This is a genomic window from Humidesulfovibrio idahonensis (assembly GCF_054657715.1).
Map to the genome: position 1 here is coordinate 42,105 of NZ_BAAHYE010000002.1, position 18,614 is coordinate 60,718.

At 66.4% G+C, this 18,614-nt stretch carries 14 protein-coding genes; 2 read left to right on the forward strand and 12 right to left on the reverse strand.

The genetic code is table 11. The features are described from left to right. Positions 1-7: 7 nt before the first annotated feature. From atpA to ACYQ4W_RS00505, 9 genes are all read right to left on the reverse strand, one after another. Complete coding sequence (gene atpA, locus ACYQ4W_RS00465; RefSeq protein WP_459851578.1) at positions 8-1,516, reverse strand: F0F1 ATP synthase subunit alpha; 1,509 nt, start codon at positions 1,514-1,516, stop codon at positions 8-10. A 4-nt stretch (positions 1,517-1,520) separates the two neighbouring features. After that, positions 1,521-2,072 carry an ATP synthase F1 subunit delta gene (gene atpH, locus ACYQ4W_RS00470; RefSeq protein ID WP_459851580.1) on the reverse strand — a complete coding sequence of 184 codons (552 nt, stop codon included), beginning with the start codon at positions 2,070-2,072 and terminating at the stop codon, positions 1,521-1,523. Then, entirely contained in the window at positions 2,069-2,644 is a 576-nt protein-coding gene (atpF, locus tag ACYQ4W_RS00475) for a F0F1 ATP synthase subunit B (protein WP_459851582.1), read from the reverse strand. The genes atpH and atpF overlap by 4 nt, the downstream gene beginning before the upstream one ends. Positions 2,645-2,672: 28 nt before the next feature. After that, positions 2,673-3,095, reverse strand: a complete 423-nt coding sequence (locus ACYQ4W_RS00480; RefSeq protein WP_459851584.1) for a F0F1 ATP synthase subunit B — start codon at positions 3,093-3,095, stop codon at positions 2,673-2,675. A 246-nt stretch (positions 3,096-3,341) separates the two neighbouring features. Further along, positions 3,342-4,457 carry a rod shape-determining protein RodA gene (gene rodA / locus ACYQ4W_RS00485; RefSeq protein WP_459851586.1) on the reverse strand — a complete coding sequence of 372 codons (1,116 nt, stop codon included), beginning with the start codon at positions 4,455-4,457 and terminating at the stop codon, positions 3,342-3,344. After that, positions 4,454-6,361, reverse strand: a complete 1,908-nt coding sequence (mrdA, locus tag ACYQ4W_RS00490; protein WP_459851588.1) for a penicillin-binding protein 2 — start codon at positions 6,359-6,361, stop codon at positions 4,454-4,456. The genes rodA and mrdA overlap by 4 nt, the downstream gene beginning before the upstream one ends. Further along, the gene (locus ACYQ4W_RS00495) at positions 6,345-6,812 is read right to left on the reverse strand and encodes a hypothetical protein (protein WP_459851591.1); all 468 of its coding nucleotides are present in this window, start codon (positions 6,810-6,812) and stop codon (positions 6,345-6,347) included. Before ACYQ4W_RS00495 ends, mrdA begins: the two co-directional genes overlap by 17 nt. Positions 6,813-6,816: 4 nt before the next feature. Next, positions 6,817-7,662: a rod shape-determining protein MreC gene (gene mreC, locus ACYQ4W_RS00500; RefSeq protein WP_459851593.1), complete on the reverse strand. Its 846-nt coding sequence runs from the start codon at positions 7,660-7,662 to the stop codon at positions 6,817-6,819. A 1-nt stretch (position 7,663) separates the two neighbouring features. Then, positions 7,664-8,704, reverse strand: coding sequence for a rod shape-determining protein (locus ACYQ4W_RS00505; RefSeq protein WP_459851596.1), 1,041 nt, complete (start codon positions 8,702-8,704; stop codon positions 7,664-7,666). Positions 8,705-8,823: 119 nt separating this feature from the next. On the opposite strand from ACYQ4W_RS00505, the gene mnmL reads away from it, so the two are divergent. Both mnmL and ACYQ4W_RS00515 read left to right on the forward strand, forming a co-directional pair. Then, on the forward strand, positions 8,824-9,867 hold the full coding sequence (gene mnmL / locus ACYQ4W_RS00510) for a tRNA modification radical SAM protein MnmL/YtqA (RefSeq protein WP_459851598.1): 1,044 nt from the start codon (positions 8,824-8,826) through the stop codon (positions 9,865-9,867). Next, positions 9,827-10,360, forward strand: coding sequence for a methylated-DNA--[protein]-cysteine S-methyltransferase (locus ACYQ4W_RS00515; protein WP_459851601.1), 534 nt, complete (start codon positions 9,827-9,829; stop codon positions 10,358-10,360). Before mnmL ends, ACYQ4W_RS00515 begins: the two co-directional genes overlap by 41 nt. A 381-nt stretch (positions 10,361-10,741) precedes the next feature. Here ACYQ4W_RS00515 and ACYQ4W_RS00520 read toward each other — a convergent pair whose 3' ends face one another. From ACYQ4W_RS00520 to ACYQ4W_RS00530, 3 genes are all read right to left on the reverse strand, one after another. Further along, entirely contained in the window at positions 10,742-16,366 is a 5,625-nt protein-coding gene (locus ACYQ4W_RS00520) for a FecR domain-containing protein (protein WP_459851603.1), read from the reverse strand. 152 nt (positions 16,367-16,518) lie between these two features. Beyond that, entirely contained in the window at positions 16,519-17,148 is a 630-nt protein-coding gene (locus ACYQ4W_RS00525) for a hypothetical protein (RefSeq protein WP_459851606.1), read from the reverse strand. Positions 17,149-17,194: 46 nt separating this feature from the next. Beyond that, on the reverse strand, positions 17,195-18,523 hold the full coding sequence (locus ACYQ4W_RS00530) for a hypothetical protein (protein ID WP_459851609.1): 1,329 nt from the start codon (positions 18,521-18,523) through the stop codon (positions 17,195-17,197). Between the last annotated feature and the right edge of the window lie 91 nt (positions 18,524-18,614).

Here is an 18,614-nt window from a genome sequence, read left to right on the forward strand (position 1 = left end):
GCGCCGGTTAGGCGCGGAAGCCCTTCTTGAACTCTTCGATGCCGGCCTTGAGGCGGCCTTCGATGTCCGCGTCCAGGGCTTTCTTCTCGACGATGTCCTTCAGGACGTCGGCCTTGGAGTTGCGCATGAACTCCATCAGCTCGGTTTCAAACTTGTGCACGGCGTCCAGGGGCACTTCGTCCATGTAGCCGCGGGTGCCGGCGTACAGGGAAACGACCTGCTCCTGCACCGGCATGGGCTGGTACTGGGGCTGCTTCAGCAGTTCGACCAGGCGGGCGCCGCGGTTCAGCTTCTGCTGGGTGGCCTTGTCCAGGTCGGAGCCGAACTGGGCGAAGGCGGCCAGTTCGCGGTACTGGGCGAGGTCGAGGCGCAGGGTGCCGGCAACCTGCTTCATGGCCTTGATCTGGGCGGCGCCGCCGACGCGGGAGACCGAGAGGCCGACGTTGATGGCCGGGCGGATGCCGGCGTTGAACAGCGCGGGCTCCAGGTACACCTGACCGTCAGTGATGGAGATGACGTTGGTCGGAATGTACGCGGACACGTCGCCGGCCTGGGTCTCAATGATGGGCAGGGCGGTCAGCGAACCGGCGCCGAGGCCGTCGTTCACCTTGCAGGCGCGTTCCAGCAGGCGGGAGTGCAGGTAGAACACGTCGCCGGGGAACGCTTCACGTCCCGGGGGACGGCGGAGCAGGAGCGACATCTGGCGGTAAGCGACAGCCTGCTTGGACAGGTCGTCGTAAATGATGAGCGCGTGCTTGCCCGAGTCGCGGTAGTACTCGGCCATGGTGCAGCCGGAGTACGCGGAGATGAACTGCAGGGGCGCGGGCTCGGAAGCCGTGGCGGAGATGATGGTGGTGTATTCCATTCCGCCGTAGCGACGCAGGGTGTCGGCCACGAGAGCGACGGTGGACTTCTTCTGGCCGATGGCCACGTAGAAGCACTTCACGTCGCCGCCCTTCTGGGCGAGGATGGCGTCGATGCAGACAGCGGTCTTGCCGACCTGGCGGTCGCCGATGACCAGTTCGCGCTGGCCGCGGCCAACCGGGGTCATGGCGTCGATGGCCTTGAGGCCGGTGCCCATGGGCTCATGGACCGACTTACGGGCGATGATGCCGGGGGCCTTCAACTCGACCGGGCGGGTCTCGGTGGCGGCAATGGGACCCAGGCCGTCGATGGGCTGTCCCAGGGGGTCGATGACGCGGCCCATGACCGCGTCGCCGACGGGCACGGAGAAGATCTTGCCGGTGCGCTTGACCGGGTCGCCTTCTTTGATCTCGTTGCACTCGCCGAGGAGCGCGACGCCGACGTTATCCTCTTCGAGGTTGAGCACCATGCCCATGAGGCCGCCGGGGAACTCCAGGAGCTCCATGGCCATGGCGTTCTTCACGCCATGCACGCGGGCAATACCGTCACCGACGTACAAAACGGTGCCGGTCTCGCTCATTTCCACGCGGGACTCGTAATTCTCGATTTGTCCCTCAATGATTTTGCTGATTTCTTCCGCTTTGATCTGCATGGCCCTACTCACCCCTCTTGATGGTTTCTTTCAAAATGTTCAGCTGAGCGCGCAGGCTGGCGTCAAGGACGCTGTCGCCGATCTGCAGCACCACTCCGCCCAGAATCTCGGCGTCGGTGGCGAAATCGAGCACCAGCTTTTTGCCGGTCTGCTTCTCAAGCCGTTCTTTCAATTCAACCTTCCTAGTATCGGAAAGCGATACGGCGGTGACGAGCTTGCCGGAGACAATGCCATTGAGCTCATCGAGCATGGCCTTGAAGTCCGCGGCGATCTCTGGGATGGAGACGAGACGGGTCTTGTCCGCCAGCAGGTTCACGAAATTGGCGATGGGCTTGCTGACCCCAAGCTTTTCCGTGATCTGCGAGAGAACGACCTTCTTCTCCTCGACGCTGAAGACCGGGTTGCGGAAGAACCGCATGGCCTCCGGCGAATCCGCCAATGCCCCAGCCAACTCGGCGAGCTGTTTGCCGTAAGTCTCAAGCTCGGCCGCGCCGTGCTTCTGTCCTACGGTGAACAGCGCCTTGGCGTACCTGCGCGCGACGATGTTCCCGCTCAATTGAGCACCACCTTTGTTAAGTATTCATCCACGAGGCGCTCATGATCCTGAGAGGTGAGCTTCTCGCGCACGATTTTTGTGGCCTGGTCGATGACCTGGTCGGCGATTTCGCCGCGCACACGGTCAAAAGCGGCCCGCGCTTCGTTCTCGGCGCTGGTGACGGCCTGGGCGCGCATGGCCTCGGCGTCCTTGTGGGCCTTCTCGATGATGGCGACCTTGATGGCTTCGCCCTGGGTCTTGGCTTCGGCCAGGATGGCGGCCTTTTCCTGCTCCAGGTTGCGGATGCCGTCCTCGACGTCCTTGAGCTTCTTGTCGGCCTCGGCCTTGCGGACCTGCAGATCTTCGAGCTCTTTCTTGATCTGGGTGCGGCGCCCGCCGAAGAACGCCACGGCCTTGGCCCCGGCGAACTTGTACAACAGGAAGATGAAGATGACGAAGTTCAGGATGCGGAAGCCGAAGTTGGCCCAGGGCAATCCTTCGGGTTCGGCGCCTTCGCCCCCGTTGGCGTAGGCCAGCGCGGTGAACGCGAGGACGCCGATCAGGGTCAGTACTGTGTGCCGTGCAACTTTCAAAATGTTCCCCCTCCTTCTTCCTGTCGGCTTAAGCCTGGCCAAGGATCTTGGCGGTGGCCTTCAGCGCGAATTTCTCCACATCGGCGCCCAGAGCGTTTTTGGCCCCGGAAACCTGCGCGGCGATTGCATCCTGAGCGGCCTTCATGGTCGCCGCCACTTCCTTGCCGACAGCAGACATGATCTGCTGCTCTTCGCCAGAACCCTCGGCGCGCATGTTCTTGCGCAGTTCAAGTCCCTGCTGACGGGCGGCGTCCAAAGCCTGATTGTAGCTCTTCAGCTTCTCATCGGCGTTGGTATTGAAGGTTTCGATGGTGGACAGCTGGTCCGCCATGAGCGTGTTGCGCTCCTTGATCTTGTCCCGAATGGGCTTGATCAGGAGGATGTTCAGGAACACCACCGTGAGAAGAAAATTGATGAGCTGAATGAAAAAGGTACTGTCAATATCAATCATTGCGGCCCCCAGCGCTTTGGATTTGGGATTGTGAAATTTGGTCCAAAGTCACCGGGGACCTACACCAACATTTTGACCCTGTCAAAGCCTTTTTTCGTTTTTCCCGGCTCCTTAAGAGCACCCAGCGCATGTGCGCCAAGGCTTTGCGGGCTGCCGCCGCAAATTCACACCGGGGGGCGAGGGCTTGTGAAAACTCGGCCATGACCTGTTTGGCGCAGGTCCTGTTTGGCCGCGGCGCCGAACAATCTACGTCTGCTTGAACAGGTAGCGGCGCATGGAAACGTTGAGCACAAGGCCGACGAGGCTGAAGTTGACCAGAGTGGCGCTGCCGCCATAGCTGACAAAGGGCAGGGGCACGCCGACCACGGGCATGAGGCCCATGACCATGCCCATGTTGATGAGGATTTGCCAGAAGAAGTAGAAGAAGACGCCCGCGGCCAGAAAGCTGCCGTAGGGGTCCTTGGCGTCGCGGGCGACCACGGCGATTTGGTACAGGTAGGCGCAGAACAGCGACAACAGCACGATCATGCCGAAGAAGCCCCACTCTTCGCCGAAGACAGCCACGGCGAAGTCCGTGTGCTTCTCGGGCAGGAAGCGCAGCTGGCTTTGCGTGCCGGCCAGGAAGCCCTTGCCGAACAGCCGGCCCGAGCCCACGGCGATTTCCGACTGCATGATGTGGTAGCCCGAGCCCAGCGGGTCTGTGGCGGGGTCGAGGAAGGCCAGGATGCGCCGCTTCTGGTAGTCCTTCAGGACGAACCAGAACAGCGGGGTGATGGTGGGCACCAGCACGCACAGGGTGCGGAACAGCCAGGGCACTATGCCCCGGTACAAAATGAGCCCGCCGAGCAGCAGAAACACCAGCATGCCCGTGCCCAGGTCCGGCTGCTTGATGATGAGCAGGGCGGGCAGGGCGCCCAGGCCCAGCACCGTGCCCAGTTCCTTCAGGTCCAGGCGCTCCGAGCTGCCGGACAAGAGCCGCGCGCCCAGAAGCAGCACCGTGAACTTTGCCAGCTCGCTTGGCTGGAAGCTGAACACGCCGAAGTCGAGCCAGCGCCGCGCGCCGAGCACTGTTTTGCCCATGATGGGCACGGCCAAAAGCAGCACCAGGGTCACCACGTAAAGGGGCCAGGCCACGGCGTGCAGCCTGCGGTAGTCGAAGGTCATGAACGCGGCCATGCCGGCCACGCCGATGGCGCCCCAGATGAGCTGCTTCTGATAGAAGTTTTCCACCTGCACGCCGTCGCCCAGGCGCACGCCGCTGGCGGAATACAGGTTCAGCACGCCGATGCCGAACAGCGCGGCCAAAACGGCCACCAGCCGCCAATTCACATGGTAGAACATCCGCCTGTCGATGGGGCTCATTGTTCGGACGCCTCCTGCGGCGTTTCCACAACCGGCGGTTCGGGGAACTGCGGTTCGATGGTGTCGAGTCTCGGCGGTCCGGCCGGACGCTCCGCGCCTTCCAGGTCCTTGGGCGGCAGCTCGCGCTTGCCCAGGAACAGGGCGTTGATCATGGCCTTGACGATGGGGCCCGCGGCGGCGCCGTGCATGCCGTGCTCCATCATGGCCACTATGACGTAACGCTTGCCGCCCTGCTCGGCAAAGCCGGCCATCCAGGCGTGGTCGCGGTATTTGTACGGAACGCCGTCGCCCATGCGGCGCAGTTCCTCGGTCAGGCGCACCACCTGGGCGCTGCCGGTCTTTGCGCCCACCACCACGCCGGGGGTGAGGATGCGGCGGCAGGTGCCGCGCGGGTCCTCAACGGTGGAGACCATGTCGCGCTTGATGATGGCGGCCTGGTCCGAGGTGAGGGGCAGCTGGCTCATGACCTGGGTCTTTTCGCCCTTGATGAGCGCGGGTTTGAGCAGCTTGCCGCCGTTCAACAGCGCGGAGATGTAGCGCGCCACCTGCAGGGGCGAGACGACGGTGTAGCCCTGGCCGATGGCCATGTTCAGGTCCTCGCCCTTGGTCCAGCGCACGCCGAAGCGCTTGATCTTCCATTCCTTGGAGGCGATGAGCCCGCCCTTTTCGTGGGGCAGGTCAATGCCCGTGGGCGCGCCGAAGCCCGCGGCCTTGGCGAAGGCGCTCAAGCGATCCACGCCGAGCTTCATGCCGAGCTTGTAAAAATAGACGTCGCAGGACTCGACCAGGGCGCGCTGCAGGTTGACGGAGCCGTGGCCCGAATGCTTCCAGCAGCGGAACACGTGGTTGCCCAGGGCCAGTTCGCCGGAGCAGTTCACGGTCTCGCTCGGGTCGATGAGCCCCTCGTGCAGGCCTGCGGCCGCGGTGACGAGCTTGAACACCGAACCGGGCGGATACACGCTTTGGGTGGCGCGGTTCTGCAGGGGGTGCAGGGGGTCGTCGCGCAGGGCGGCCCACTGGGAGCTGGAAAGCCCGTTGGTGAACATGTTGGAGTCGTAGCTGGGCTCGCTCACCAGGGCGTGCACCTCGCCGCTGTCCGGGTCCATGACGACCACGGCGCCGCTCTTGCCCTCCAAAAGCTTGTGTCCCAGCTGCTGCAGCCCCAGGTCGAGCGAGAGGAAGATCTCCTCGCCGGCCTTGGGCTCGCCCTGCTGCTCCTCGGAGAGCCTGCGGCCGGTGACGTCCACCTCTATGAGACGCTTGCCCTTGGCCCCGCGCAGGCGGGCATCCAGGCGGTTCTCCAACCCCTGCTTGCCCACGAAGTCGCCCAGGGACAAGGTCGGGTCGGCCTGCATCTCGGCCTCGTTGGCCTCGCTGACGTAGCCGAGCACATGGGAGAGCAGGTGGCCGTAGTTGTACTTGCGCCGGGTGCGGGCCAAAATCTCCAGGCCGGGCCAGCGCACGGCCACGCCCTCCACCTTGGCGATGGTATCGAAGTTCATGTCCGGCACAAGCACCAGGGGCTCGAAGCTTTTCACCTTGGGCTTGTTGCGCGCGTAGATCTCTTTCAGCCGCTCCTCGGGAATGCCCGTGAGCTCGGCCACCTTGGCCAGGGTCGCGGGGATGTCTTCGCAGTCCTCGCGCACAAGGCCAAGGGCGAAGGCGGGCTCGTTGACGGCCAGCAGCTCGCCGTTGCGGTCGCGCAAAAATCCGCGCGGCGCGAAAAGATATTCGATGCGCAGCTGGTTGTTGCGGCTCTTTTCGGTGAACACCGGGCCCAGGTGGATTTGCAGGTACCACAGGCGCACGGCGAACAGGAGAAACAGGCCCAGCACCAGGAACTGGAGCAGGGCCGGGCCGAAGCGCGGCATGACCTGGGTCGAGGCGCTAAGCAGGTTCTTCATGGCGCTTCAACCGTTCCGGAAAAAGATTTTCGGCCACATACCACAGGACCGGGTAGATGAGCGTTTGCAGCAGGCATTCCAGCAGCACGCGGTTGAGCGGAAAGGCGCGCATCTCCAGCACGGCCATGAGGTAGAGCAGAAAGAAGTGCGCCAGACCGAGGGCCAGGCCGAGCAGGGCCTGGAACTGCAAGCTGCCCGGGTCGAGCAGCCAGCGGCCCACGGTGAGCAGGCTGAACAGGGTGAAGTACCAGAGGATGCCGTAGCCGAAGGCCAGACCGCCCGCGCCTTCCTGAATGGCCACCCAGGCCACGGTCAGCACGATGGTGACGATGGGCTTTTGCCAGCGCAGGCTTATGGCCATGCCGGGAGCGAAGAAATCCACGCCGGGGACGAGGGTCTGCCCCCAAATGCCGCAGATGGTGAAGACTATCCACCAAAGCGCCGCGAACATGGGGCTACTCCCACAGGGCGCTGGGGTCTTCGGGCTGCGCCGCCCGCTTGAGCAGAAGCACTTCCTCCAGGTGGGGAATGTCCACCAGGGGTTCGGCCTGCACGTCCATGAACAAGGTGCCTTCCTCGCGTTTGACGGAGGTGACGCGGGCCACGGGCAGGCCCTTGGGGTACACGCCGTCCATGCCGGAGGTCACGAGAACCTCTTTGGGGTCCAGGGTGGACGTGAAGCCCACATATTTGACCACGAGCTTTTCGCCCGCGCCCATGCCGTAAATGATGCCCGCGGCGCGGTTGTCGCGTCCCACGACGGCGATGCGGCTGGCCGGGTCGGTCAGCAGCAGCACGGTGGCGACCGTGAGCCCGGCGCGGTACACGCGGCCCACAACACCCTCGGTGGAGAGCACGGGCGTATCGGCCACGGCGCCGGAGCGCTTGCCCCGGTCCACCAGGATGGTCTCCAGGATGGCCGTGGGCCCGACCCGGTGGGCGATGACGCGCGCGCCCTCGCGCTTCCACTCGGGCGGGTCGGGGAAGCCGAGCAGCTTCTCCACCCGGGCGGTGGCCTCGGCGCGCTCGCGCAGGGTCATGTTCTCCAGGCGCAGGGCCTTCACGTCGGCCTCGAGAGCCTCGTTCTCCTGCTTCAATCCGACCAGGTCGATGTAGCGCTCGATGAAGCTCTCGCCCTTGCCGCCCAGCCATTTGCCGGGGCGAAGCACCATGCCGACGCTGTCCAGGCCGGTATAGGTGCTCAGCCTCGTCAAGTGGCCGGAGCGCAGGTTCCAGGTGTACAGGCTCAAATAGACGAAGAGCCCGGCGACGAGGAAAATGGCGATTTTTTTCGGGTTCACGCTAGTCCGTGGTCACTTCCCTGTACAGGTCGATGCACTCGAGCGCCTTGCCGGAGCCAAGCACCACGGCGGTGAGCGGGTCGTCCACCACGGTGATGGGCAGCTGGGTCTCGTGCTGCAGAAGCTTGTCCAGGCCCTTCAACAGCGCGCCGCCGCCGGTGAGCACGATGCCGCGGTCGACGATGTCGGCGGCGAGCTCGGGCGGGGTCTGCTCAAGGGCGATGCGCACGCCCTGCACGATGCCCTCCACCTGCTCGGAGATGGCGCCGCGGACTTCCTCCGCGGTGATGACGCGGTTCTGGGGAATGCCGGTGACGAGGTCGCGGCCGCGCACTTCCATCTCGCCGGCGCCTTCCACGGGGTAGGCGCTGCCGATGGTCATCTTGATTTCCTCGGCCGTGCTTTCGCCGATGAGCATGTTGTACTTGCGCTTCACGTGCTGCATGATGGCTTCGTCCATCTTGTCGCCGCCGATGCGCACGCTCTTGGCGTACACGATGCCGGAAAGGGAGATGACGGCGATTTCGGTGGTGCCGCCGCCGATGTCGACCACCATGTTGGCGGTGGCTTCGGTGATGGGCAGATTGGCGCCGATGGCCGCGGCCATGGGCTCCTCGATGAGGTAGACCTCGCGCGCGCCGGCGCTCTGGGCGCTTTCCTTCACCGCGCGCTTTTCAACCTGGGTTATGCCCGTGGGCACGCAGATCATGATGCGCGGGCGCACCAGGCGGCGGGAGTTGTTCACCTTGGAGATGAAGTGGCGGAGCATGGCCTCGGTGACTTCGAAGTCGGCGATGACGCCGTCCTTCATGGGACGGATGGCCACGATGTTGCCGGGCGTGCGGCCAAGCATCTTCTTGGCCTCGGTGCCCACGGCCAGCACCACCTTGCCCCCGCGCGAATCGCGCTTCACCGCGACGACGGAAGGCTCGGAAAGCATGACGCCCGCGCCTTTCACGTAGACCAGCGTGTTCGCTGTACCCAGGTCGATTGCCAGGTCCGTGGAGAAATATTCAAAGAATTTGTCAAACAGCTTGACCATAAGCCCCCCGGTTCTTGAAATATTGTGTCGACGCACGTACGCTGGGCGCACGGCGGCGTATTAAACGCAACTGCCGCAGAACAGCCACCCGTACCAAAAGAAACTCCGGCAGGCAATACATGAGCACTTCCCCGCCCCCGGCAGACGCCACTTTGCGCTGGCACCCCGCCGGATTGTTTTTCCGCGCCCGGCTGGGCGGCCGGGTGCGCAAGGTGCCGCTGGACGCCGGGTTCTCTTGCCCGAACCGCGACGGAACGCTCTCTCGCGCGGGCTGTTCTTTCTGCAACGCCGAAGGCTCCGGCACCGGGCTCTTTGCCCAGGGATTCGGCCTGGACGGGCAGTGGGCGGAATTCTCCCGGCGCGTCCTGGCGAAGGAACCCAAAACAAGGCTTTTGGCCTACCTCCAGGCGTACTCTAACACACATGCGAAACCCGAGCGCCTGCGCGCCGTGCTGGGCGAGGTGGCCTCGCTGCCCGGCGTTGCCGGCCTGTGCCTGGGCACCCGGCCCGACTGCCTGGACGTGGGTTCGGGCGAGGCGCGCCTCAACGTGCTGGGCAGCTTTCTCCTCCACGGGCTGCCCTTTGTCCAGCTTGATTTGGGCCTGCAATCGGCGGACGATGCGGTTTTGTCGCGCGCCGGGCGCGGGCACGACTCGGCCTGCTTCGCCGCCGCGACGCGCGCTGCCGCCGAGCGGGGGCTCTTTGTCTGCGCGCACCTGCTGCACGGCCTGCCCGGCGCGGGGCCGGACGACCTGGCTCGGTCCGTGGATTTCTTGAACACGCTGCCCGTGGCCGCGGTGAAGTTCCACAACCTGCTCATTTGCCGCGACACGCCGCTGGCCGCACAATGGCGCGGGGGCAGCCTGGCCGCGGCCAGCCGCGAGGACTACATCTCGGCGCTGATTGCGGCCCTGGAGCGCCTGCGGCCGGACATCTGCGTGCAGCGCGTCTTTGCCGACCCGGCACCGGGCGAGCTTTTGGCCCCGGACTGGGCCTTGGACAAATCCGCGGCGCTGGACCAGTTGCGTGGAGCAATGCTACGGCAAGACACATGGCAGGGCCGCGCGGTGTTTTGCCCGCAGGCGCCGCCGGACTGGAACATCTATTATGAGGAGGCGGAGCATGACGGCGCGCAAGCAGCAGACGGTGTCCATGGGGGATGAGACGCTCGGCGCCGACCGGGTGGAGACAGTGGCCGCGCCGCCCCTGGCCCTGCGCCTGTACTGGCGTGGCGGCGCGCTGACGCATTTTGAGCTGCGCCGGGCCGAGACCCCGGAGCTGCGGCCGGACGCGAGCCCGGAGGCGCGCACCGTGCATCAGGCGCTCAGCCGTCTGGTCGAGGGCAAGGAGGCCGCGTTTCCGGCCCTGCCCCTGGCCTGGGAGACGCTGCCCGCCTTTACCCGGCAGGTGCTGCAAACCTTGTACGAGCAGGTCGGCTCCGGCTCCACCGTGACCTACGGCGAGCTGGCCGCGCTTTCCGGCCAGGGCGGCAAGGCCCGCGCCGTGGGGCAGGCCATGGCGCGCAACCCCTGGCCGCTCATCGTGCCCTGCCACCGGGTGCTGGGCGCGGGCGGGGGGCTCACCGGCTACACCAACCCCCATGGCCTGGACCTGAAGGCCCTGCTGCTGCGGCTTGAGGGCGCGGGCAAGGCCTGATCCCGGCCGTCTGTGGCTTGAACCGGGCGCAAGGGCATCGCGGCTCCAGTGACGCCGGTCCCTTCTGCCGCGGTGCGTGCATCTGAAATGCGGCCTTTTGCGGTTCGGTCTTCAGCCCGATCTTCCGCGATCCGGCATTGTGCGACGCTGCATGGCGCGACGCTGCATGGCATGAGGCTGTGTTGCGTCGCTGCGCTGCCCGGTCCCGCCTGTTCCGGCCACGCGGCGGGCAGGCGTTCGGGGCCGCCGTGTTTCCGCGCCTGGCGCCTCGCCGCGCGCCTTGCCGCTTCATGACGTTCGCCGCGATTTTGCGCCAAGGCCAGCAAAAGGCCGGACCAGGGATGCTTCCCCGGCCCGGCCTTGTTGTTTGTCTTGCGCGGCCTAGTGGCCCGTGGGCGTGGTGGTGGTGGTGTGTATGTCCGCCTGGGTGATGGTGGCGTTGTTGGTGAACTGGGCCACGGCGACGCCGTCGTTTCCGCTCACGCCGTTGGCGTCGTAGTACAGGGTGTGGTCGCTGGTGTCGTAAATCAGGCAAGCCTTGTCCGTGGTGCCGAAATGGCTCGTGCCGTCGCTGACGGTGCTGAAGCTCCAGCCGTTGCTCATGGCGCAGAAGGCGGAAGACTGGCTGATGTCGAGCTGGATGGTGTCCGTGCCGTGCACGAAGTCCTCGACATGCACCTTGCTGCTGTCGGTGTTGAAGTGGAACACATCTGCCCCTGCGCCGCCGAAGAGCGTGTCGTCACCGCCGTTGCCGACGATGGTGTCGTTTCCGGCGCCGCCGTTGATGATGTTGGCGTTCCCGTCGCCGAACAGGGTGTCGTCGTGGCTTGAGCCGACGATGTTCTCGATGCTGCTCAGCACGTCGGAGAAGATGGTGGTGGTGCCGTTCCACACATGGGTGTAGCCGTCGCCCAGGCGCACGGTGACGGCATACTCCGCGCCGGAGTAGTCCACCGTGTCGTTGCCGTCGCCACCGTCCATGCTGTTGTCGCCCAGACCGCCGAAGAGGGTGTCGTCGCCGCTTCGGCCCTCCAGGTGGTTCGTGCCGCTTTGGCCGTATAGCATGTCTGCGCCGTCGCCGCCGCTGATGGTGTCGTCGCCCGCGCCGCCGTCCAGGTAGTAGTTGGCGCCGCCTACAGCCTGGATGTTGTCGTTGCCGCTGCCGGTGATGACGCCGTTGACGTTGACCAGGGTGTCGTCGCCGCCGAGGTATGTTTCCACGTGGGTGGTGGACTGCGCGTCCAGATTCACGTTCAGGTCGTCGGTGGCGTTTTCGTAGCTGACGATGGTGTGCCCGCCGTCGCCGCCGCCGGTGATGGTGTCTGCGCCGGGGCCGCTGATGACGATGAGGTCGTGCTCGGCCGAGAGCCCGCTGCCGTCGATCACCACGCCGTAGGCGCTGCCGGAGGAGCCGGGGTCGTCGTCCACGTGCGTGGCGTCGACGGTGAAGGTGGATTGGCCCGCGCCGAACATGAAGTTCATGAAGTCGTCGGTGACGGTGAGGGCGTTGCCGCCGGTGTAGTTCGCGGCGTTCAGCACAACCTTCTCGATGCCGGAGACGAAATCGTCCGCGTTTCCGTTGCAGCGGATGAACGCGGAGGAGTCATAGTTGAAGGCGATGTGCCCGGCGAAGGGCGTGTAGTCCAGGGTGTCGTACCCCGCGCCGCCGGTGAAGTGGTCCGCCGGAACGTCGGTGCTCGGCGAGACGACGAAGGTGTCATCGCCCGCGCCGCCGATGAGGTTGAGCTGATGAAAGCCCACGCCCGCCGCGTCCACATACAGGCCGTGCCCGGCGGTCAGGTGCGAGCCGTCGACGGTGAAGACCTGCACGTCGTGATCCTGCAGTCCGGTCACGATGGAGTCGGTCAGGGTCATCTTGTCGGCACCGGTGTAGCTGACGTCGTTCAGCGTGATGTTGTTGGCGTGCCCGTAGGTGCCGTCGCCGATGGTGTCCGTGTAGCCGAAGGTGTCCGTGATGTGGGTGCCGTCCACAATGTGGATGGCCGCGCCGCCCGTCTCGCTTGAATAATCGAGGGTGTTGTTGCCGATGCCGCCGTCCAGGGTGTCCCCGCCGGCGCCGCCGGTCAGGGTGTCGTCCGCGCCGCCGCCGTGGATGACGTCCGCGCCCGCGCCGCCGGTGATGGCGAGGGTGAAGTTGGAGACGCCGAAGCCGTCCACCGTGAGGGTGTGGCCGGCCGCCAGGTGCGAGCCGTCGAGGCTGAAGGTGCCGGAGCTGGACCCGGTGAGGGCCGTGAGCGAGGCGTCGCTGAGCTCGGAATTGGCGTCGGTGCTGAAAGTGGACGTTTGATCGTGCAGGATCAGGCCGCTGATGTGGTCCACCGTGTCGTGGGCGCCGCCGCCGTCGATGATGGTGTACGTGCCGCTGTTGTCATAGATGGCCGTGGAGTGGCTGCCGGTGTCCTGGCTGTAGTCCAGCAGGTTGCTGCCCGCGCCGCCGTGGATGATGTCCGCGCCCGCGCCGCCGCGGATGACGTCGTCGCCGGAGGAGCCGGTGATGGTGTCGGCGCCGGCCGCTCCGTTGATGATGATCGAGTCCTTGCCGCTCGTCCAATTGGTCAGGGTCATGTCGCTCAGGTCGATGGTGTCGGCCGCGCTGGTGCCGTTCAATGTCAGGGTCTGAATGCCCGTGGAGCCGATGAGTTCCCAGGTGATGGTGGGCGAGTGGGCCAGGGTGGCGGCGTTGAAGATGGCGGACACCCCGTCGCCGTTGAGCAGGATCTTGTCGGTGGACTGCGAGCCCTCGATGGTGATGCTGTTCAGGTTGGAGAAGTCCGTGCTGGAATTCACCTGGAGAATGTCCGTGTTGCCGTTGGCGAAGGTCAGGGTTTCGCCCGCGGCCACGTCGCCGGTGTTGAAGATGAAGGTGTTTATGCCCCCGCCCGCGCCGTAAAGCTGGTCCGCGCCCGCGCCGCCGTTGATGATGTTGTCGCCGTAGCCGCCGGAGAGGGTGTCGTTGCCCAGGCCGCCGGTGATGGAGTCGTTGCCGCCGCCGCCGTCGAAGACATCTGCGCCCGCGCTGCCGACGAAGGTGTCGTTGCCGCCGCCGCCGATGAGCGACTCGATGCCGGTGTACGACTGTTCGTAATCGTTGATCATGGTCATGTCGCCGTGGATCGTCACGGAGAAGTCCACCGTGCCGGTCCCGGCCGTTGCGCCCGCGGTGATGGTCAGGTCCGGGTACACGGTCCCCCCGTCATCGTACTGCAGCGAGGCGTAGCTCAGCGTGTCCGTGCCGTCGCCGCCGCTGATGGTCGCGTTGCCGCCGCTGCCGATGATGGAGTCGTTGCCGTCGCCGCCGCTGATGATGTTGCTGCCGCCGCCGCCGTCCAGGGTGTCGTTGCCCGCGCCGCCCTCCAGGGTGTCGCTGGCGTAGCCGCCCGTCAGATAATCGTTGCCCGCGTTGCCGGCGATGTAATTGCTGACCGAGAAGGCGCCGGTGATGGTGTCTGCGGCGGTGCTGCCGAAGATTTGCAGCGTGTCGCCCTCCATGTCGCCGGTGATGGACGCGGACGAGGCGTCCACGGTGGTGTTGCCCGTGTCCATGTACACGCTCAGGGTGTCGGCCGTATGGGCGCCGCCGTGCTCGAACGTGACCGTGTCCTGCTCCAGCAGCTGGTCGCGGTCGAAAATCACGTGCAGCCCGTCGCCGGTGAGCTTGATGGTTCCGAAGTCCTTGATGCCGCTGTAGCCGCGGAAGTCGATGGAGGCGGTGGCCTGCAGGGTGTCGCTCGCGGTGGCGGTGATGGTCTCGCCCGTGGCTAGGTCGCTTTGGGCGTTGTAGACGAAGGTGTCTTGGGCTGCGCCGCCGATGAGCGTGTCCGCTCCCGCGCCGCCGGTCAAGACGCCGCCGTCGGCGTGGGCGATGATCGTATCGGCGAAATTGGAGCCGATGACGTTGGCGAACCCGCTGACCATGTCGTTGCCCTCGCCGCCGCTGACCGTGCCGTGCTGCAGGTTCACGGTGACGCCTGCCGTGGCGTGGGCGTAGCTCAGGGTGTCTGTGCCGCCGCCGCCCGCCAGGGTGTCGTTGCCGAGCATGCCCTCGATGGTGTCGTTGCCCGCGCCGCCGGTGATGGAGTCGTTGCCTGCGCCGCCCATGACGCGGAAGGCGATCTCCGCGTTGTTGCCGTCGAAGTGGAGGGAGTGCTCGGCGGCGAGGGCGCGCGCGTCGATGGTGATGACGCCGCCTTCGACCGAGTCGGCGTGGTTGGCGGGATAGGTGATGCTTGTGTTGGCGTCGCCCAACACGATGTTCTCGATGCCCGTGACATGGCTCAGGTCGATGCCGTGGCCGTCGTCCCGGTCGGTGACGTACAGGGTGTCCACGCCCGCGCCGCCGTCGATGGTGTCGTAGACCGTGTTGCCGTTGGTGTCCTGGCCGTTCAGGTCCGTGCCGACGAAGATGGCGTCGTTGCCGTCCCCGGCGGAAACGCTGTCCAGGCCGAGGCCCGTGTCGATGGCGTCCGCGCCCGAGCCGCCGATGATGGTGTCGTTGCCTGCGCCGCCGGCCAGATAGTTGGTGCCGGTTCCGCCGTCGATGTAGTCGTTGCCGTCTCCGCCGTAGATGGAGTCGTTGCCGCCCATGCCGTAGATGACGTCGTTGCCGTCGTTGCCGGAAATGGCGTTGGCGCTGTCGTTGCCGTAGATCATGTCGTCGTGGCTGGAGCCGTTGACGTTCACTATGTCTGGAGAAATGTTGATGGAATGGCCCGGATCGCCCGCGGTGTAATAATACCCGCTGTCGAGAAAGACGTGCACGCCCGCCGGGCTGGAGGAGAGGTCCAGGCTGTTGTTCGGGGTGACGACGGGGGGCGTGTAGTTGTTGAGGGGGTCGGTCTCGTGCTGGTTGTTGGCTTGCTCTTGCGCCTGGCCCGAAACCACGACGGGCACCGTGGTGGTCGTGGTGGTGCCGGTGGGGCTGGTGACGGTGACGGTGACGGTGCCCTGCGGGGAGGTGGAGAAGCTGATGATGCTCCCCGGGTCGAGGGTCATGGTCTGCGTCTGGGCCAGGGCATCCGCCGCTGCCTTTGCCGCCGCCTCGGCCGCTGCCTTTGCCGCCGCGTCGGCCAGAGCCATGGCCTGCTGCGCGGCGAGAGCCTCCATCTGCGCCTTGGCTGCGACTTCCGCCGCTGCCTTGGCCTCGGCCGCCGCCTTTGCCGCGGCGTCGGCCGCTGCCTTTGCCGCCGCGTCGGCCGCGGCCTTGGCCTCGGGATTGCCGCTGGCCGCGGCATCCGCCGCGGCTTTTGCCGCCGCCGCCGCCGCGGCCTTGGCCGCCGCCTCGGCCGCGGCCTTGGCCTGGGCCTCCGCCGTGGCCTTCGTCGCCGCCGCCTGGGCGGCCTGCACCTTGGCGTCCCTGCCTTGGGTCTGCGGCGACAAGGTGTCCGTGGGGGCGCCCTGCTGCACGCCGCTGGTGGTGAGGGACTGGAAATATTTGTATTCCTGCGGGGTCATGACCACCACGGGGCCCGCGCCGAACTTGCCCACCTCGACCTTGACGCCGGCCTGGGCCAAAATCTGGTAGGCGCCGCCGCCCAGTGGCTGGACAATGACGGGCTTGCCGTCGAAGACCATGACCAGGTGGCTTTCCGAGCCCTGGCTCTGGCCCTCGCCGGGCACCACATGGCCGGTTTCCGTCCCGCGGATGCCGATGGTGGCCAGCGGGCTCTGCATCTTGAAGGATTCCGGGTTGTGCTTGACGATTTCGCCCGTGACCGTGCGGAAGGTGCCCTGGGCCATCTTGAACAGCACCTGGCCCGAGCCCTTGGACGCGTCATACACGTACTGGTCGAGGCTCACCTTGGAGCCTTCGCCCACGTTCAGCACGGTTTTGTCGAGGAATTGGATGGAGCCCGCGGAGCCTTTGTCCGTGGCAATCGTGTCGCCCTTGAAGACAGGGCTGCCGAGGGAAAGATCGCGGCTGCCGCCGGGGCCAGCCGCCGTCACATGGCCGTGGATCGCCTTTGCGGAGCCAATTTCTTGCGCCATGGAGCATCTCCTCTCGGTTGCGGGAGGCAGGGCGCCGATGTGCAGGCGGAAAAGCCGCCAGGACACTCGGTAACGCTCAGTTTACACCTCTACGTACACGTAGCAGGATTGGCAAAGGGCGTCAATGTGGGCGCACGCTGGCGGCGTAGGGACTATTGCTTGGCTTTCTTGCGTTTTTTCTGCGGCTCGGCCTGGGGCTTGGCGGATTTTTTGACCTTGGCCTTTTTGCCGGCGGGCTTGCTTTCCACGGCGGCGTCGGCTTTGGCCTTGCCCTTCTTGCCGCGCTTCACCTTGGCCGGGGCCGCATCGCCCTGGGCCTTGGCGTGCTTGGGCATGGAGGCGTACAGGGGCGTTTTGCCCACGCCCAAAAAGCCGGGGTGCACGCCGAGGTCTCCGGCGGCCTGTCCCCAGGAGCGGCCTTCCTTGCGCAAACCCTCCACCTGGGCGGGGCTCACGCCGGCCACATGGGCCAGGGCTTCCACCCGGGTCTTCTCCACGCGGTCGTCCGAGGCGTCGAGGGCCTGCTCGGCCTGCTTGGCCGCTTCGTGGCCGTGTTTGCGGGCTTTCCAGGCCTCGTCGCGCAGGCGGGCGTTTTCTTCCAGCACGGAGTCCATGCGCTTCAGCACCGCGTCGTCGGTGATGGCGGCAAAAGCCTGGCCGGGCAGGGCGCACAAGGCGCAGGCCAGGGCTGCTCCGGCCATGGCGCGCGTTAAGCCGCGTTTGAAGGCCGGAGTGGGAACACAATTTTTGATGGCTGCGGTGAGCCGGGGATATGCCGTCATGATTCTCTCCGCGTCAGGCTGCCAGAAGGCCCGCTTGGTTTGTTGATTACTCTGGAGCCTGCGTGGGCCGGGCTTCCTGTGCTTCCGTCGCTTGCGCCTGCGCCGGCTCCTGGGTCGTGGCGCCGCCTGCGCCCGTGGCTCCGGCCGCCTGCGCGGGATCCGTTTGCGCTGCCGCCTTGGGCTGCGCGGCGTCGGGCTTGCGCGCGGCGGAAAGCAGGGCCAGCGCCAGGGCGGCCGCCGTGGCCGGAATGTGCAGCACCGGGGCTAGCGTTGCGCAAAGCACGGTCGTCAGCGCCAATCCGAAGCCGAAGCGCCTGCGGCCGCGCAAGGCGCAGAAAAGAGCCGCCCCGAAAACGAGCAGCGGCCCGCCCACGCCCCATCCGGCCAGCAGCCGCAGGGTCGAGGACGGGATCTGGAACACGGACACGGGCAGGCCGTCGGCCTCCGCGTCCCACACAAGTCCTTGGAACTCCGGCATGGCCAGGGCCAGGGGAACGTCCAGGGGCAGGCCAACGGCCAGGGCGCGCGGGTCCTGGTCCAGGGCCTCCATGGTGGCGGAATAATACCAGTCGAGGCCGAGCTCCTCGCCGCCAAGGCCGTGCTGCAGGGGCAAAATGAGCGATATCCAGATGGCCAGGATGCAGGCGGCGGCCATGGCCGCGCGGTTGCCCAGGCGTCCGCGCTCGAAGAACAGGCAGAGCAGCGCGCCGGCGGCCAGCCCCACGCGCGAGCCAGAGGCCAGCAGGCCGGCCAGGATGAGCCAGCGCGCCAGGCGCGGCACGCCGGCCTCGGGCAGGTCGTCCACGGTGGCGCACAGGGCCGTGCAGAGCAGAAAGCCCAGGGCGTCGGCCGTGGCCGGCGCGTCGCCGAAGAGAACGCCACCGCCGGGCACAAGGCCGCGGGCCATGATGGCCGTGAGCAGAAAGTCGAGCACCACCAGCGCGCCCAGCGCCGCGCCCGCGCGCGCCAAAGACTCGCGCCGCGGCGCGCCGAAGCTCCAGGCCCACAGCGCGGCGAAAAGGACCAGGGCGGGCAGGCGCACTTCGTCCAGCAGGGGCGCGTAGTCCTCCGCCTGAAGCAAAACCAGGGCCAGACCGCGCGCGAGCAGCCATGCCGCCACGGCCAAAACCAGGCCAAGGGCCGGCACCGGCCACAAGGCGCGGCCGCTTTTGGCGCGGGTGGTCACCCCCGCGTACAGGGACGTGAGCACCGCCAGACCGGAGAGGGCCAGCCACGGCGCCAGGCCGGAAAGCCCGAAGCTGCGCGCCAGCGCCTCCTTGTCCGCGAGCCTGCCCGCGAGAATGGCCAAGGGGGCCGCCACAAAGGCGACGAAATAGGGGAGCGGCGAGAGGCGCGACGCCGGACGTCCGGTCATGGGCGGCCTCTGTGCCGTGCTGGTGCGGGGGTCGGGTGCTGCATGGGCCTCGTCCGGGGAAATGTCCCGAAAGGGCTCATAGCGCGTCCAG

Bases quoted from the DNA above. Each gene is read 5' to 3' on its own strand.
- ACYQ4W_RS00495 (WP_459851591.1), bottom strand. From the start codon at position 6,812: ATGTTCGCGGCGCTTTGGTGGATAGTCTTCACCATCTGCGGCATTTGG.
- mrdA (WP_459851588.1), bottom strand. From the start codon at position 6,361: ATGAAGAACCTGCTTAGCGCCTCGACCCAGGTCATGCCGCGCTTCGGC.
- ACYQ4W_RS00520 (WP_459851603.1), bottom strand. From the start codon at position 16,366: ATGGCGCAAGAAATTGGCTCCGCAAAGGCGATCCACGGCCATGTGACG.
- mnmL (WP_459851598.1), top strand. From the start codon at position 8,824: ATGAGCACTTCCCCGCCCCCGGCAGACGCCACTTTGCGCTGGCACCCC.
- atpA (WP_459851578.1), bottom strand. From the start codon at position 1,516: ATGCAGATCAAAGCGGAAGAAATCAGCAAAATCATTGAGGGACAAATC.
- ACYQ4W_RS00515 (WP_459851601.1), top strand. From the start codon at position 9,827: ATGACGGCGCGCAAGCAGCAGACGGTGTCCATGGGGGATGAGACGCTC.
- ACYQ4W_RS00530 (WP_459851609.1), bottom strand. From the start codon at position 18,523: ATGACCGGACGTCCGGCGTCGCGCCTCTCGCCGCTCCCCTATTTCGTC.
- ACYQ4W_RS00480 (WP_459851584.1), bottom strand. From the start codon at position 3,095: ATGATTGATATTGACAGTACCTTTTTCATTCAGCTCATCAATTTTCTT.
- rodA (WP_459851586.1), bottom strand. From the start codon at position 4,457: ATGAGCCCCATCGACAGGCGGATGTTCTACCATGTGAATTGGCGGCTG.
- ACYQ4W_RS00525 (WP_459851606.1), bottom strand. From the start codon at position 17,148: ATGACGGCATATCCCCGGCTCACCGCAGCCATCAAAAATTGTGTTCCC.
- ACYQ4W_RS00505 (WP_459851596.1), bottom strand. From the start codon at position 8,704: ATGGTCAAGCTGTTTGACAAATTCTTTGAATATTTCTCCACGGACCTG.